The sequence below is a fragment of the Alkalibacterium psychrotolerans genome (assembly GCF_054784355.1).
On record NZ_BAAGPH010000002.1, the window covers coordinates 39,135 to 52,918 of the forward strand.

The 13,784-nt window shown below is 41.8% G+C and carries 12 protein-coding genes and 1 other annotated feature; of the genes, 11 read left to right on the forward strand and 1 reads right to left on the reverse strand.

Going from position 1 to position 13,784, the window contains the following annotated elements:
* Nucleotides 1–34 precede the first annotated feature (34 nt).
* Nucleotides 35–388 (reverse strand): PepSY domain-containing protein, encoded by a 354-nt coding sequence (locus tag ACYVLS_RS00565; RefSeq protein ID WP_460320010.1) that lies wholly within the window; start codon nucleotides 386–388, stop codon nucleotides 35–37.
* Between the two features lie 190 nt (nucleotides 389–578).
* Between ACYVLS_RS00565 and pepA the strand changes: the two genes are divergently transcribed.
* The 11 genes from pepA (at nucleotide 579) to thrS (ending at nucleotide 13,758) form a co-directional block, all read left to right on the forward strand.
* The gene (gene pepA, locus ACYVLS_RS00570) at nucleotides 579–1,649 is read left to right on the forward strand and encodes a glutamyl aminopeptidase (RefSeq protein ID WP_460320012.1); all 1,071 of its coding nucleotides are present in this window, start codon (nucleotides 579–581) and stop codon (nucleotides 1,647–1,649) included.
* 24 nt (nucleotides 1,650–1,673) lie between these two features.
* Entirely contained in the window at nucleotides 1,674–2,279 is a 606-nt protein-coding gene (gene ytpR, locus ACYVLS_RS00575) for a YtpR family tRNA-binding protein (RefSeq protein ID WP_460320014.1), read from the forward strand.
* 46 nt (nucleotides 2,280–2,325) lie between these two features.
* Nucleotides 2,326–2,910 (forward strand): hypothetical protein, encoded by a 585-nt coding sequence (locus ACYVLS_RS00580; protein ID WP_460320017.1) that lies wholly within the window; start codon nucleotides 2,326–2,328, stop codon nucleotides 2,908–2,910.
* A 97-nt stretch (nucleotides 2,911–3,007) separates the two neighbouring features.
* The gene (murC, locus tag ACYVLS_RS00585; protein WP_460320019.1) at nucleotides 3,008–4,336 is read left to right on the forward strand and encodes a UDP-N-acetylmuramate--L-alanine ligase; all 1,329 of its coding nucleotides are present in this window, start codon (nucleotides 3,008–3,010) and stop codon (nucleotides 4,334–4,336) included.
* Nucleotides 4,337–4,474: 138 nt separating this feature from the next.
* Nucleotides 4,475–7,138: a DNA polymerase I gene (gene polA, locus ACYVLS_RS00590; RefSeq protein ID WP_460320021.1), complete on the forward strand. Its 2,664-nt coding sequence runs from the start codon at nucleotides 4,475–4,477 to the stop codon at nucleotides 7,136–7,138.
* A 67-nt stretch (nucleotides 7,139–7,205) separates the two neighbouring features.
* The gene (gene mutM, locus ACYVLS_RS00595; protein WP_460320024.1) at nucleotides 7,206–8,030 is read left to right on the forward strand and encodes a DNA-formamidopyrimidine glycosylase; all 825 of its coding nucleotides are present in this window, start codon (nucleotides 7,206–7,208) and stop codon (nucleotides 8,028–8,030) included.
* A gap of 19 nt (nucleotides 8,031–8,049) precedes the next feature.
* Nucleotides 8,050–8,670, forward strand: coding sequence for a dephospho-CoA kinase (gene coaE / locus ACYVLS_RS00600; RefSeq protein ID WP_460320026.1), 621 nt, complete (start codon nucleotides 8,050–8,052; stop codon nucleotides 8,668–8,670).
* A 35-nt stretch (nucleotides 8,671–8,705) separates the two neighbouring features.
* Entirely contained in the window at nucleotides 8,706–9,170 is a 465-nt protein-coding gene (gene nrdR / locus ACYVLS_RS00605; RefSeq protein ID WP_460320028.1) for a transcriptional regulator NrdR, read from the forward strand.
* Between the two features lie 24 nt (nucleotides 9,171–9,194).
* Nucleotides 9,195–10,580 carry a replication initiation and membrane attachment family protein gene (locus ACYVLS_RS00610; RefSeq protein ID WP_460320031.1) on the forward strand — a complete coding sequence of 462 codons (1,386 nt, stop codon included), beginning with the start codon at nucleotides 9,195–9,197 and terminating at the stop codon, nucleotides 10,578–10,580.
* Nucleotides 10,581–10,582: 2 nt separating this feature from the next.
* A complete protein-coding gene (dnaI, locus tag ACYVLS_RS00615) occupies nucleotides 10,583–11,512 on the forward strand; it encodes a primosomal protein DnaI (protein ID WP_460320034.1) in 930 nt (309 codons plus the stop codon).
* Nucleotides 11,513–11,553: 41 nt separating this feature from the next.
* Nucleotides 11,554–11,767: a binding site (T-box leader), on the forward strand.
* A gap of 59 nt (nucleotides 11,768–11,826) precedes the next feature.
* Entirely contained in the window at nucleotides 11,827–13,758 is a 1,932-nt protein-coding gene (gene thrS / locus ACYVLS_RS00620; RefSeq protein WP_460320037.1) for a threonine--tRNA ligase, read from the forward strand.
* Nucleotides 13,759–13,784: the final 26 nt, after the last annotated feature.

Consider the following 13,784-nt stretch of genomic DNA (forward strand, 5'->3'; position numbering starts at 1 on the left):
CTCATGGATGACGGTAGAAGACTGTTTTTTTACTTTAAACCTTATATAAATCGATTAAGCTGCCGGTATAGGCATCCACAATATATTCATATTGAATGAGTTTGTTCTCTTCATAGCGTGAGACTCCCCCATAATAGACATCTGTTTCATACGCATATTTTTTCCATGGAACTTTTGTCAGTTCAATCCAGGAACCATCGATGGGGCCTTCTTTGAGAAATTCTTTTTTCACTTTTTTCAGCAGGTCATCTGCCTTGAGTGACTTTCTGCTGGAAACAAATGAGAATGCCGCTGCACCCAATAGAAATGAAAGCAGCAATGATCCGCCAAGAATACTCCATTCTGCCGAAGAGTGCTGTTTAACTAACCGGTTGTTATTTCTAAACATTATTTCGCCTCCTATCCTGTCTACATCTTACTGTCGTATTTATTTTAGCATAGATGCCTGACAAGTGTAACAGAAACAAATCAGTTTAGCTTAAATTAAAGCCGGTTTTTGTGTATAATAATAAGGTATAGCATATGAAAGAATAAAAAATTACTGGGAGGATAGCGTTAGTCTGACTAACGATTTATATATGACTGATGAAACATTTAAATTAATAAAAAAGGTGACTGAATTACAGGGAACAAGTGGCTTTGAGCATGAAGTCAGAGATTTCATGAAAAGTGAAATGGAAGGTCTGGTAGACTCCATTGAAATGGATGGTTTGGGAGGCATATTCGGTTTGAAGCAAGCAGCTGATGAACAGGCCCCTAAACTCATGATAGCGGCTCATATGGATGAAGTGGGATTCATGGTTTCATCCATTACTAAAAATGGACTTATCAAAGTACTGCCAATGGGTGGATGGAACCCCTATGTCGTATCAGCTCAGCGTTTTACTGTTCAGACAAAAAAAGGCAACTACCCGCTCATTTCTTCCTCAATCCCGCCACATCTGTTAAAAGGTCAGAAGAAAGAGGCCTTGACAGTTGACAGTATTCTCTTCGACGGGGGATTCGAATCCAAGGAAGAAGCGGAAGAATATGGTGTCAGACCCGGAGACGCCATTGTACCGGATGTAGAAACCATACAGATGGCTAACAAAAAGACGTTTGCCGGTAAAGCCTGGGATAACCGATATGGCGTGGCTCTCGTTCTTGAATTATTAAAAAAGCTTGAAAATGAATCACTTCCCAGCACACTAATAGCTGGAGCAAATGTCCAGGAAGAAGTAGGACTCCGAGGAACAAAAGGTGCGGTACGGAAATTCAATCCAGATGCCTTTATCGCGGTAGACTGTTCACCTGCAAATGACATCAATGGAGACAAAGAGGCATTCGGACGTCTGGGCGACGGTTTTCTTTTGAGAATTCAAGATCCGGGAATGATTTTATCCAAGGAAATGAAGGATTACTTGCTTGATACAGCAGAAACGCATAATATTCCTTACCAGTATTTTGTTTCAAAAGGTGGAACGGACGCCGTTGCTGCTCATCAGCTGAATGAAGGCATTCCAAGTGCAGTTATTGGTGTACCGGCGCGCTATATCCATACACACCAATCCCTGTTTAGAATTGATGACTATGAAGCGGCCAAGGAAATGGTTTACCAGATGGTAAAATCCTTTGACCACTCCGTACTCGACACACTGAAAACATTTTAATTAATAGATTAGAGGAGAAATAATATGTTTATAAGCACGTACAATAATAATGGCCTTGATGATGTTTTGATGATTATGCTAAGCAAAGCAGATTCAGCCAATCAGGTATTCGAAAAAAAGAAAAACATGACAGTGATTAAAGAGAAATCTGCCGGGGACATCGTGGGATTAAATTTGTTTAATGCTTCTGCAGTCCTGAACGATTTAAAAGAAGGACCTCAAATTTTATCGGATAGAGACAGAGACACGCTTAATCAGCTGCTTAAAGACATGGACATCGATGTAGCACTTGATGATCAGGGCGGTTCAAAATTTGTCGTTGGCTATGTCAGTTCCTGTGAACCGGTCGAAGGCTCAGATCATTTAAATCTGACTCAGACTGAAGTTGAGGACGGCAAGGTTCTGCAAATTGTCTGTGGTGCAGGCAATATAGCGAAAGGACAAAAAGTAGTCGTGGCGAAACCCGGGGCAGTCTTACCAGACGGTCTAGTAATCTGGCCTGGAGAATTAAAAGGCATCAAGAGTGAAGGCATGATTTGTTCTGCGAGAGAATTAGGTCTTCCACAGGAAACTGCCGGAATAATGGTGCTTGATGAGGACAAAGAAACAGGAGTACCTTTCACGTTCTAATCAGTAGACGACAAATTAAGGTTCATTTCAGTGAAGGAGGGTGAATATGGCTTCTAAATACACGGATTTCTTTGACTCTTCCAGGAGTACAAAGCCAAAAAGAGAAGGAAAACTGGAGACACCTAAGTTCGAGTCACCTAAATTCGAAGACCGCTATGCCTTGCCTGAAGATATTAAGCGGAAAGAAGAAATAAAAAAAGAATTCAAAGATTATCTGACTCACAAAGAAGAAGGGTTTGACAGAGGTTATGTCTCCCCTCCTTTTGAAGTGAGTAAAGTACCTTCTCCATATTATGGGTTTAATAAGCCAAAGCCCAAGAAAAAAAGAGTACATGACTACGGCAAATTAAAAAATAAGATGACAAAAAAGGCCAGTGACTACATTATACTGGAGTCTTTTTCCACACCTGAACTGGAAGCCGCATGGAACCATCAAAGCGAGAAGGGAAAGTCTTTGACTGAACCGGCTGAAGAGAAGCAAGTCAGCTCTCAATCCTTTGAACGACCACGGAGAGAAAAAGCGGTACGGACACACGGTCTGCATCGAACCCTCGAGTCAATTATGAACGAAGAACAAAGTGGAAATAACAATTCGAAAAGAAATGTTCCAGGGTATTTTAATAATAAGTGAGGATTAATATAATAGACTGGCTTTTTTTAATGATTTCACTTATAGTATATAACGATGCAAAATTAACCGATGAACACAACTGGAGGATTTTTAACGTATGAATCAAGAAGAACTATACCACTTTGTGGGGATTAAAGGATCTGGGATGAGCGCATTGGCACTTATTCTTCATGATAAAGGCTACAAAGTCCAAGGGTCAGATGTCAAAAAATACTTCTTTACACAAAAGAATTTAGATGAAACGAATATTCCAATCTATTTATTTGACGAAAACAATATTAAAGAAGGCATGATTGTTATCGCGGGCAATGCTTTCCCTGACACTCATGAAGAAATAGTCAGAGCTAAGGAGCTTGGTCTAACGGTCATTCGTTACCATGATTTCCTTGGTCAGTTAAGCAATGAATTTACAAGTGTCTCCATAACCGGATCTCATGGAAAGACCAGCACCACAGGTCTTTTAGCTCACGTTCTCAGCGGCATTAAGCCGACCAGTTACCTTATTGGTGACGGAACAGGAAAAGGCGAAAAAGATGCCAACTATTTCGTCCTGGAAGCATGTGAGTACCGACGCCACTTTTTAGCATATAAAACGGATTACGCGTTAATCACAAACATTGATTTTGATCACCCGGACTATTACCAAAGCATTGAAGACGTTCAGGATGCTTTTGTGGAGTTTTCAAGCCAAATCAAGAAAGCTATTTTTGCCTGTGGCGATGATGAACGACTGCAGAAACTGCATGCCCCTGTCCCAGTCGTCTACTATGGTTTTGATGAATATAACGACTTTCAGGCGAAGAATATCGAACGCACAACAATTGGATCTACGTTTGATGTTTATGTACGTGGGGATTTCCATGGACGCTTTACGATTCCTTCTTTCGGCAAGCATAATATTCAGAATGCCTTAGGCGTGATAGCCTTTGCCCATTATGAAGGGCTGGAGCAGGACAAAGTGATGGAGAGACTGCTTTCCTTTAAAGGAGTCAAGAGACGCTTTACTGAAAAAGAAGTGATGAATACAGTTATCATCGATGACTACGCCCATCATCCGGCAGAAATCAAAGCAACTCTTGATGCCGCTCACCAGAAATACCCTGACAGAGAGATTGTAGCCGTATTCCAGCCACACACTTTCAGCCGTACAGTTGCGCTTTTGAGTGAATTTGGTGAAGCTCTTGATATGGCAGATGCCGTTTATCTGTGTGATATCTTTACTTCTGCAAGAGAGCAGGAAGGCCAGGTCACCATCAAAGACTTGCTGGATAAAACAGAAAAAGGGAAAGATATTGTGTCTGAAGACGATTTATCTGTTTTGCTTAAGCATAAGAATCAGGTCGTTGTCTTTATGGGAGCAGGCGATGTCGAAAAATTCGAACATGAATTTGAACGCATCCTAAGTCAGTCAGAAGCTAAAATTTAAAGCAATTTGAAAGAGAAGGTCTTCTATTTGAAGCATAGCAGTAAAGCATGTTATGGTTTCGGATCGAGGACGTTCTCTTTTTCTATTCGTGAAATTTTGATACTATAGGATTAGGATACTAGTCGGGAGTTGGAAAAATTGACCAATAAAAATAAACTATTACTGATTGACGGACACAGTGTGGCTTTTAGAGCCTTTTATGGGCTGCACAGTCAAATTGAGCGAATGAAAAACAGAAACGGACTGCATACAAATGCCCTTTATGGCTTTCATAACATGCTGGACGTTATTGTCAACAAGGAACAGCCGACACATGCGCTGGTAGCGTTTGATGCAGGCAAGACGACATTCAGACATGACTTTTTTGAAGAATATAAAGGCGGCCGTTCCAAGATGCCGTCAGAGTTTGCGGAACAGATTCCATTTATGAAAGATTTACTCGGTGGATTTGGACTGGAAAGTTATGAACTGGAAAACTATGAAGCTGATGACATCATAGGAACTTTGGCTAAGGAAGCTGAGAAAAAAGGCTTTGAAGTTGTTATTCTCACCGGTGACAGAGACTTGACTCAGCTGGCTTCTGATCAAGTCAGAGTGGATATCACTAAAAAAGGGGTTAACGACCTCAAAGAATACACCAAAGAATCCATTATGGAAGAAATGGGTATTTCTCCTGACCAGATCACCGATATGAAAGGCCTCGCCGGGGATTCTTCAGATAACATACCGGGTGTAACTAAAATTGGAGAAAAAACAGCACTGAAATTACTGCACGAATACGGCTCTGTTGAAAATCTTTACGATAATATCGATGATATGAAGAAATCAAAGCGTAAAGAATATTTGATAGATGAAAAGGAAACGGCCTTTCTAAGTAAAAAGCTGGCGACTATCGATTGTGCAGCACCGATTACAGTTGATTTGGATGAGTTAAATTATTCCGGCAGAGATATGGAAAAACTGATTGCCTTTTATAAGGATATGGATTTCAATTCTCATCTTGAAAAGCTGGATACATCAGACTATATGGAACAACTGGCTGAAGAAGCTGAAGAAATTGAGTTTACTTTTCTTGATAAAATAGAGAAAAGTCATTTCACAGAAAAGATGGCACTCTATCTCGAAATGCTTGATGAAAATTATCACCAGGCAGAAATTGTTTCCGTTACATGGGGGGATGAACATAATCTCTATGTATCAGATCCGGAGACGGTTTTCAGTTCAGAAGCCTTTAAAGACTGGGTTGAAGAGGAATCACAGACAAAGGTTGTCTATGATACGAAACGGACCTATGTTGCTTTAAACCATCGAGGCATGGAGTTGAAAGGGGTCAGCTTTGATATTATGCTGGCGTCCTATTTACTCACGGCTGAAGACAGCAGCAGTGGAGATATCGCTGATGTAGCCAAGAAACATCACTATACCGGCATTTCACCCGATGAAGTGGTCTACGGAAAAGGAAAGAAGAGAGCACTGCCAGAAGACCGTCAGCTGATGTATAATCATGTGGCTCAAAAAGTTCAGGGCATTTATGCACTGGCTGAAAAAATGAACCAAGAATTGATTGAAAACGAGCAGGAAGATTTGCTGAAAAAAATGGAGCAGCCACTGGCTGTTGTATTGGCTGAAATGGAAATTCAAGGAATTACAGCGGATGCCGAACGACTTGAAAAAATGAAGGCCGAATTCAAGGAGACCCTTGAAGGCATCGAAAAAATCATTTTTGAAGAAGCGGGCGAGACGTTCAACATTAATTCACCGAAACAGCTGGGTGTCATTTTATTCGAGAAAATGGGCTACCCTGTTATTAAAAAGACTAAAACCGGCTATTCGACTGCCCAGGATGTTCTCGAAAAGCTGAAAGATCGGGCTCCGATTGTTGAGCATATTCTGCACTATCGTCAGATAGCCAAGATACAGTCTACTTATATCGAGGGACTGCTTAAAGTCATTGATAAAGACACCAGTAAAATTCACACACGTTACCTTCAGACAGTCGCCAGAACGGGCCGATTGAGTTCTGTAGATCCGAACCTGCAGAATATTCCGATTCGACTGGAAGAAGGCCGAAAAATCAGGCAGGCTTTTGTACCGAGAAAAGAAGGATGGAAAATCTTTGCCTCAGACTATTCGCAAATTGAGCTGCGCATACTTGCTCATATTTCGAAAGACGAGCACCTGATTAAAGCTTTCCTGGACAACGAAGATATTCACACCACAACAGCCATGCGTGTCTTCAATATTGACAGCGCGGATAAAGTAACCCCGGCTATGAGACGGGAAGCAAAAGCCGTCAACTTTGGAATAGTTTATGGAATCAGTGATTACGGTTTGTCTCAGAATCTGAACATTACGAGAAAAGAAGCAAAAGACTATATTGATACTTACTTTGACCGCTTCCCTGGTGTAAAAGAATTTATCGATACAGTTATAAGAGAAGCGAAAGATGAAGGTTATGTTGAAACACTCTTCCATCGCCGCAGGTACCTGCCGGACATCAACTCCAGAAATTTCAACTTGAGATCATTTGCTGAGCGCACAGCTATGAATACACCTATTCAAGGAAGTGCCGCAGACATTCTGAAAATGGCTATGATTGAAATGGACAGACGAATAAAAGAGGAGAACCTCAAGGCAACCATGCTCCTGCAAGTACATGATGAGCTGATATTTGAAGTGCCTGAAGAAGAACTGGAAACGATTGAACAGCTTGTAAAAGAGGTTATGGAACAAACGGTTGAACTGGCCGTGCCGCTAAAAGTAGAAAGCAGTTATGGAAACAACTGGTACGAAGCTAAATAAGAAAGAGCGGGAGAGCTTCCCGCTCTTTTAACCTGTTTGAATCTATATAGAAAGTTGAGACGAGAAAATGCCAGAATTACCGGAAGTAGAAAGTGTCAAGAATGGCTTGAATAATCTGATTGTTGGAAAGACGATTAAAAACGTAGAGGTATTATGGGATAATATCATTAAAGATCCTGCTGTAGAAGAATTTCAGCAGAAACTGACCGGTCAGACCTTCTCTGAAGTGAAGCGCCGAGGGAAATTCCTGCTGTTTGTCTTAGACGACCACACCCTCATCAGTCATTTGAGAATGGAAGGGAAATTCCGGGTGAAAGCCAGTGGAAAACCGTTGTCCAAACACACTCATGTCATCTTCTCTCTTGATAACGAGGAGGAGCTCCGCTATCTGGACGTTAGAAAGTTTGGACGTATGAGTCTTGTAGAGCATTCTGACGCCTTGCTGCATCCTTCGTTAGCCCAGCTTGGTCCGGAGCCCGATGAAAAGAGCCTTTTGACAGATCACCTTATGGAGCAGCTGAAAAAAACGAGTCGACCTATCAAAGCAGTTTTACTTGACCAGCGTGTAGTCGCAGGTATTGGCAATATTTATGCAGATGAAATTTTATTCTTGTCTGGAGTTTATCCGGGTAGGCTTGCTTCTGAACTGTCTGAAAAAGAAGTGGTTAAACTGCATCAATCTATTCTTCAGATTATGTCGGAAGCTGTCAGCTCAGGAGGCACGACTATCCGAACCTATGCAAATGCCTTTGGTCTGGAAGGGTCCTACCAGAATAAACTGAAAGTTTACGGTAAAGAAGGAGAAGCCTGCAGCAACTGCGGCCATCCCATTGAAAAAACTAAAATAGCTCAGCGCGGGACACACTATTGTCCCGTCTGTCAGGTCCACTGATAGGAGAAAGGAAGGTTAGATGACTTATTTTTTAGGCTTGACTGGAGGCATTGCTTCTGGAAAATCCACAGCTAGTCGATTCTTCAAGTCCAAGGGGATACCGGTTATAGATGCTGATGTCATTGCCCGAAAAGCTATGGAAAGTGACCAGCCTGCTTTTAAAAATGTTGTTGATGCCTTTGGGACGGGTATAGTGACCGAAGATGGTCAGTTAGATAGAAAAGCACTGGGGCAACTGATATTCGATGACGAAACCAAGCGCCGGAAATTGAATGCCATTGTACAGGATGATATTCGCCAGAGGATTCATCAGCAGAAGGCGGATTACGAAGAAAAAGAAGCGCCCCTTGTCATCCTTGACATCCCTTTGCTCTTTGAAGCGGGTTATGAAAAAGAAGTGAATGCGGTAATGGTCATTTATGTAGACAGAGAAACGCAGGTCAGTCGATTGATGAAAAGAGACAATTTGACTGAAGAAGACGCGATGAAACGCATAGAAGCACAGTATCCGATTGAAGAAAAAGCAGATAAAGCGGATGTCGTAATCAATAATAATTATTCAGTAAAAGAAACGAATAAGCAGCTGTCTGAATGGCTGGTCACAAATGGCTTTCAAGTCGAGGATATAAATGTGATATAATACGAGTAATAAATCATTGTAAAGGACTGAAGACTATGCATTGCCCGAAATGTCAACACAACGGAAGCAGAGTAGTAGATAGTCGACCAGCAGATGACGGCAAAGCAATCAGACGGCGCCGGGAATGCGAGGCCTGTCTGTTTCGTTTTACAACGTTTGAAAGAATTGAGCAGAGTCCCATACTGGTAGTCAAAAAGAATGGAAACCGTGAAGAATTCAGCCGCGAAAAACTGCTGAGAGGCATCAGAAGAGCCTGTGAAAAACGACCGGTTACCGCGGAAGACCAGGAAAAAGTAGTCAACAAAGTCGAATATAAAATCAGAGAAAACGGATCCAGTGAAATTCCGTCAACTAAAATCGGCGAATTTGTTATGGAAGAACTGGCTGAGTTAGACGATGTGGCTTATATCAGGTTTGCGAGTGTCTACAGACAATTCAAAGACATCGGTGTCTTTATGCAGGAAATGCAGGAACTTGAAAAAAAGAGAAAAGAACATTAAGAGAGCTAGAGAGGACAGTAAGCAATGAGCTACCCGTGGAAATCAATTAGTCCGAAAGATTCACTTCGCCTAATTAAAAACGCCATCTTTTCAGATAGCCATACCAGCACAGTGATATCTCTATATCAGCCGCTCATCGGCAGAGAAGCAGTGAGCTTGTATTTGCTTATGAAGGAATACCTGGCAGAAACAACGGACAAAGAGGTAGTTCTTGCAGATATACTGGCCCAGCTTAGCATAGATGTGCAAGGCTATTATACTGCGCGCATCAAGCTGGAAGCATACGGGCTAGTGAGAGTGTATAAGCATAAAACAGATGAAACGCATTATGGCTTAGTTATACAATCTCCTTTAACACCTCAACAGTTTTTCTCCGATTCAATGATGAAGATGATGCTGGTCGAGAAAGTCGGTCAACGGCTTGCTAAGGAGCTGGAAGAGCGCTTTGCTGTGTCGAAATATGACTTGAATGAGTTTGTAGAGATTACTAAATCCTTTTTGGATGTCATTCATGTCGACATGAGTAAATACAGTAACAATCCATTTGAGGAAATGCAGGTTCAGACTGAAAACAATCAGAAACCATCTGACGAACTTATTCAGAACAGCAGCTTTGATTGGCCTTTTTTCATTGAAGGCTTGAATAAGAACTATATAAACAGCCAGTCATTGACAAAGGATATCAGAAAGACGATTCTTACCTTTCATCTGCTGTATGGTATAGATGAGCTGGAAATGCAGAAACTGGTACTGGAAGCATCTGATATTACCTCAGGAGACGTAGAGGAGAAGAAACTAACGTCAATAGTGCACAAAAAATACTTGAGCCAGTCAGCTAAGAAGACTGAACCGGTCTTGAGTGAAGGCGATTCTCAGAAACGGACAAGGCAGCTGAAACAAAAAGGTTTTTCCGATGAGGAAATAGAAATCATTCTTCATGCAGAAGCTACCCAACCGTATAGTTATCTGAAATCGATAAAACAGCAGAAAGGCGGCTTTGTTACTTCCAGTGAAACATGGATTCTGAAAGAGCTGGTTGGGAATGCCCCTCTGTCAACAGCTGTGATTAACATCCTGCTGAACTATCTGCTGATTATAAAAGACGCCCCGACTCTGGAAAAAAATCTGGCAACTAAAATAGCCAATGACTGGGCTCAAAGCAAAGTCGCTTCGCCTGAAGATGCGATGATTAAGGTTAAGCAGCTGTATGCTTCTTTCGCTCAGTCCAAAGAAAAGAAAAACAAGCCTGCCTACAGTAAGAACTACAATAAGAGCAGCCATGCCCGTAAAGAAACATTGCCAGCCTGGGCGACTGAAACAGCAGAGCCGGATCAGCGGTTAACAAGCAAGGAAGAAGAATCATATAAGGAAAAGCTGAAAAGAATCCGAAATAAAAAGAGTGGTGAATAAAAGTGGACAGTATAAAAGAACAGTTAGACAAACTGATGGATGCTTCAAAACTGAGTGACATGTTCAGTCAGATTATGAAGAATGAAGTGTTTAAGGATCCGGAAGTACGCTCATTTTTAGCTGAGAATAAAGAGGCTCTTGATAAAGAAGCGATTGAAAGAAGTGCCTCAAAGTTATATGAGTTTGTTTCTGAGAAAAGAAAAGTGGGCAACGATGACTCCAGTTTGGCTCCGGGCTACAAGCCTAAGCTTATTCTGAACAATCATCGAATTGACGTAACTTATGTCCCTACATCAGAACTGATTCAAAAGCAGAAAGAAGAAAAGATTAAGAGTAGAATCCGGTCACTGTATATGCCGAAAGATCTGAAAGAAGCGCGTCTTGAGGATTTTGAAGCCACACGGAAGCGTCAGAAGGCGCTGGACAAAGTCATTACCTTTATTGAAAATTATCTGGAATCGCCTAAGTCTTATCATAAAGGACTTTATTTACATGGGCCATTCGGAGTAGGTAAGACGTTTCTTCTCGGCGGAATTGCTCATGAGTTGTCCGAACAAGGTTATCCGTCACTGATTGTGCATTTCCCGACCCTAGCGGTTGAGATGAAAAACTCGATTGGAAAAAACACGACAGAAGATAAACTGGATAAGTTTAAAAAAGCACCTATACTCATGATAGATGATATAGGAGCCGACTCATTATCTTCATGGATTAGAGATGATATATTAGGCGTTATCCTGCAGTACCGTATGCAGGAGGAGCTGCCTACTTTTTTCACTTCTAACTTTGATATGACGCAGCTTGAAAAAGAGCATCTAAGTGTAACGCAACGAGGAGAAACTGAACCACTTAAAGCAAAGCGTATTATGGAGCGGATTCGTTTTCTTTCAGAGGAAGTAGAAATGTCTGGAGAAAACAGAAGACATAATTAATGATTGATTAATAGGCTTAATCGTGATAGAGTACTTCATATATATAAGCGATGAGAAAGACACCGTCATCAGTTATTCAAAAGAGAGAGAGACAGTTGCTGAAAGTCTTTCACAGTCTGATGATGACCACTTTCGAGTATTACCCTGAAATCAAAGTAAGGGTAATCGTATCTCTGCGTTAAAGAGTAATGAAGATAGAGAGACACCGTCTTTCTATGAACTTGGGTGGAACCACGTAAATTTGACGTCCCATTGAATAACATGTTTATTCGATGGGGCTTTTTTATGCTTAATTTTAAAAGGAGGAATTAGCAATGTCAGAGATGATTACAGTTACACTGCCGGACGGTTCAGTTAAAGAAGTTGAAAAAGGGACAACACCTGAACAGGTGGCAGAATCGATTGCCAAGTCGCTTAAGAAAAAAGGGCTGGCTGCCAAGTGGAATGGTGAGCTGGTTGATTTCAGCCGTGCACTACAGGAAAGTGGTGTGCTTGAAATCGTCACGCCGGATCATGACGATGCTCTGCAAGTCCTTCGTCATTCAACTGCTCACTTAATGGCTCAGGCCATCAAGCGTCTATACCCATCGGTGAAATTTGGAGTCGGACCAGCAATCGAAAACGGTTTTTACTATGATACGGATTCGGAAGAACCGATTACAGAAGACGATTTAGAAAAAATTGAAAATGAAATGATGTCTATTGTAAAAGAGAACTTGCCGATTGTCCGTAAAGAGATTTCAAGAGCGGATGCTCTGGAGCTGTTTGCTGATGATCCGTATAAAGTTGAACTGATTACTGATTTACCTGAAGATGAAGAACTGACTGTTTACGAGCAGGGTGACTTTGTTGATTTATGCAGAGGTGTCCATGTGCCGTCTACAGGCAGAATCCAGGTATTTAAACTGCTTTCACTAGCCGGAGCTTACTGGAGAGGTAATTCGGATAATAAAATGATGCAGCGGGTGTACGGAACAGCCTTCTTCAATAAGAAAGATTTGAAAGATTACTTGAAAATGCGTGAAGAAGCGAAGCAGCGCGACCACCGTAAGCTTGGAAAAGAACTGGAACTGTTCATGCTGTCACCGGAAGTAGGGTCGGGTCTGCCGTTCTGGCTGCCTAAGGGCGCAACTATCCGCCGTGTAATTGAGCGATACATTACAGATAAAGAAATTAGCCTGGGGTACGAACATGTCTACACACCTATTATGGCTAATGTTGACTTCTACAAAAAGTCCGGTCACTGGGATCACTATCATGAAGACATGTTTCCACCGATGGATATGGGAGATGGGGAGATGCTGGTCCTTCGTCCGATGAACTGCCCGCACCATATGATGGTCTTCAAGAATGACGTTCGCAGTTACCGCGATTTGCCAATTCGGATTGCTGAACTAGGACAGATGCACCGCTACGAAAAGAGTGGAGCACTGTCAGGTCTGCAGCGTGTGCGTGAGATGACCCTGAACGATGCTCATGTATTTGTCAGACCTGACCAGATTAAAGAAGAATTCACTAGAGTTGTCCAGTTAATGCTGGCTGTCTTTGAAGATTTCGATATAACTGATTACCGTTTCCGATTGAGCTATAGAGATCCGGAAAACACTGAAAAGTATTTTGATGACGACGCCATGTGGCAGAAAGCAGAATCCATGCTGAAGGAAACGCTAGATGACATGGGTCTGGAATACTTCGAAGCCATAGGGGAAGCAGCCTTTTATGGACCCAAGCTGGATGTTCAGGTCAAAACAGCTATGGGTATCGAGGAGACATTATCTACTGTTCAACTGGACTTCCTGCTGCCTGAACGCTTTGACCTGACTTATGTGGGCGAGGACGGCCAGGACACGCACAGACCGGTTGTTATTCACCGAGGCATTGTATCAACGATGGAAAGATTTGTAGCTTATTTAATTGAACGTTACAAAGGAGCGTTTCCAACATGGCTGGCTCCAGTTCAGGCTAAGATTATTCCGGTTAACCTTGATATTCATGGGTCTTTTGCTAATGAACTGAAAGACAAGCTTGCTCAAAAAGGCCTTCGTATAGAAGTGGATAACCGTAATGAAAAAATGGGATATAAAATCAGAGAAGCCCAGACGCTCAAAATTCCATATCAGCTAGTTATCGGAGACAGTGAGATGGAAAACAACACCATAACAGTCAGAAAATATGGTGAGAAGAAAACTGAGACAGTTTCGCTTGATACGTTCATCAGTCAGCTGGTTGAAGAAAGCTCAAAATAAATTTAATTTGAATTGACAATAAGAAC

Bases quoted from the DNA above. Each gene is read 5' to 3' on its own strand.
- ACYVLS_RS00565 (WP_460320010.1), bottom strand. From the start codon at position 388: ATGTTTAGAAATAACAACCGGTTAGTTAAACAGCACTCTTCGGCAGAA.
- pepA (WP_460320012.1), top strand. From the start codon at position 579: ATGACTGATGAAACATTTAAATTAATAAAAAAGGTGACTGAATTACAG.
- ytpR (WP_460320014.1), top strand. From the start codon at position 1,674: ATGTTTATAAGCACGTACAATAATAATGGCCTTGATGATGTTTTGATG.
- ACYVLS_RS00580 (WP_460320017.1), top strand. From the start codon at position 2,326: ATGGCTTCTAAATACACGGATTTCTTTGACTCTTCCAGGAGTACAAAG.
- murC (WP_460320019.1), top strand. From the start codon at position 3,008: ATGAATCAAGAAGAACTATACCACTTTGTGGGGATTAAAGGATCTGGG.
- mutM (WP_460320024.1), top strand. From the start codon at position 7,206: ATGCCAGAATTACCGGAAGTAGAAAGTGTCAAGAATGGCTTGAATAAT.
- coaE (WP_460320026.1), top strand. From the start codon at position 8,050: ATGACTTATTTTTTAGGCTTGACTGGAGGCATTGCTTCTGGAAAATCC.
- nrdR (WP_460320028.1), top strand. From the start codon at position 8,706: ATGCATTGCCCGAAATGTCAACACAACGGAAGCAGAGTAGTAGATAGT.
- ACYVLS_RS00610 (WP_460320031.1), top strand. From the start codon at position 9,195: ATGAGCTACCCGTGGAAATCAATTAGTCCGAAAGATTCACTTCGCCTA.
- thrS (WP_460320037.1), top strand. From the start codon at position 11,827: ATGTCAGAGATGATTACAGTTACACTGCCGGACGGTTCAGTTAAAGAA.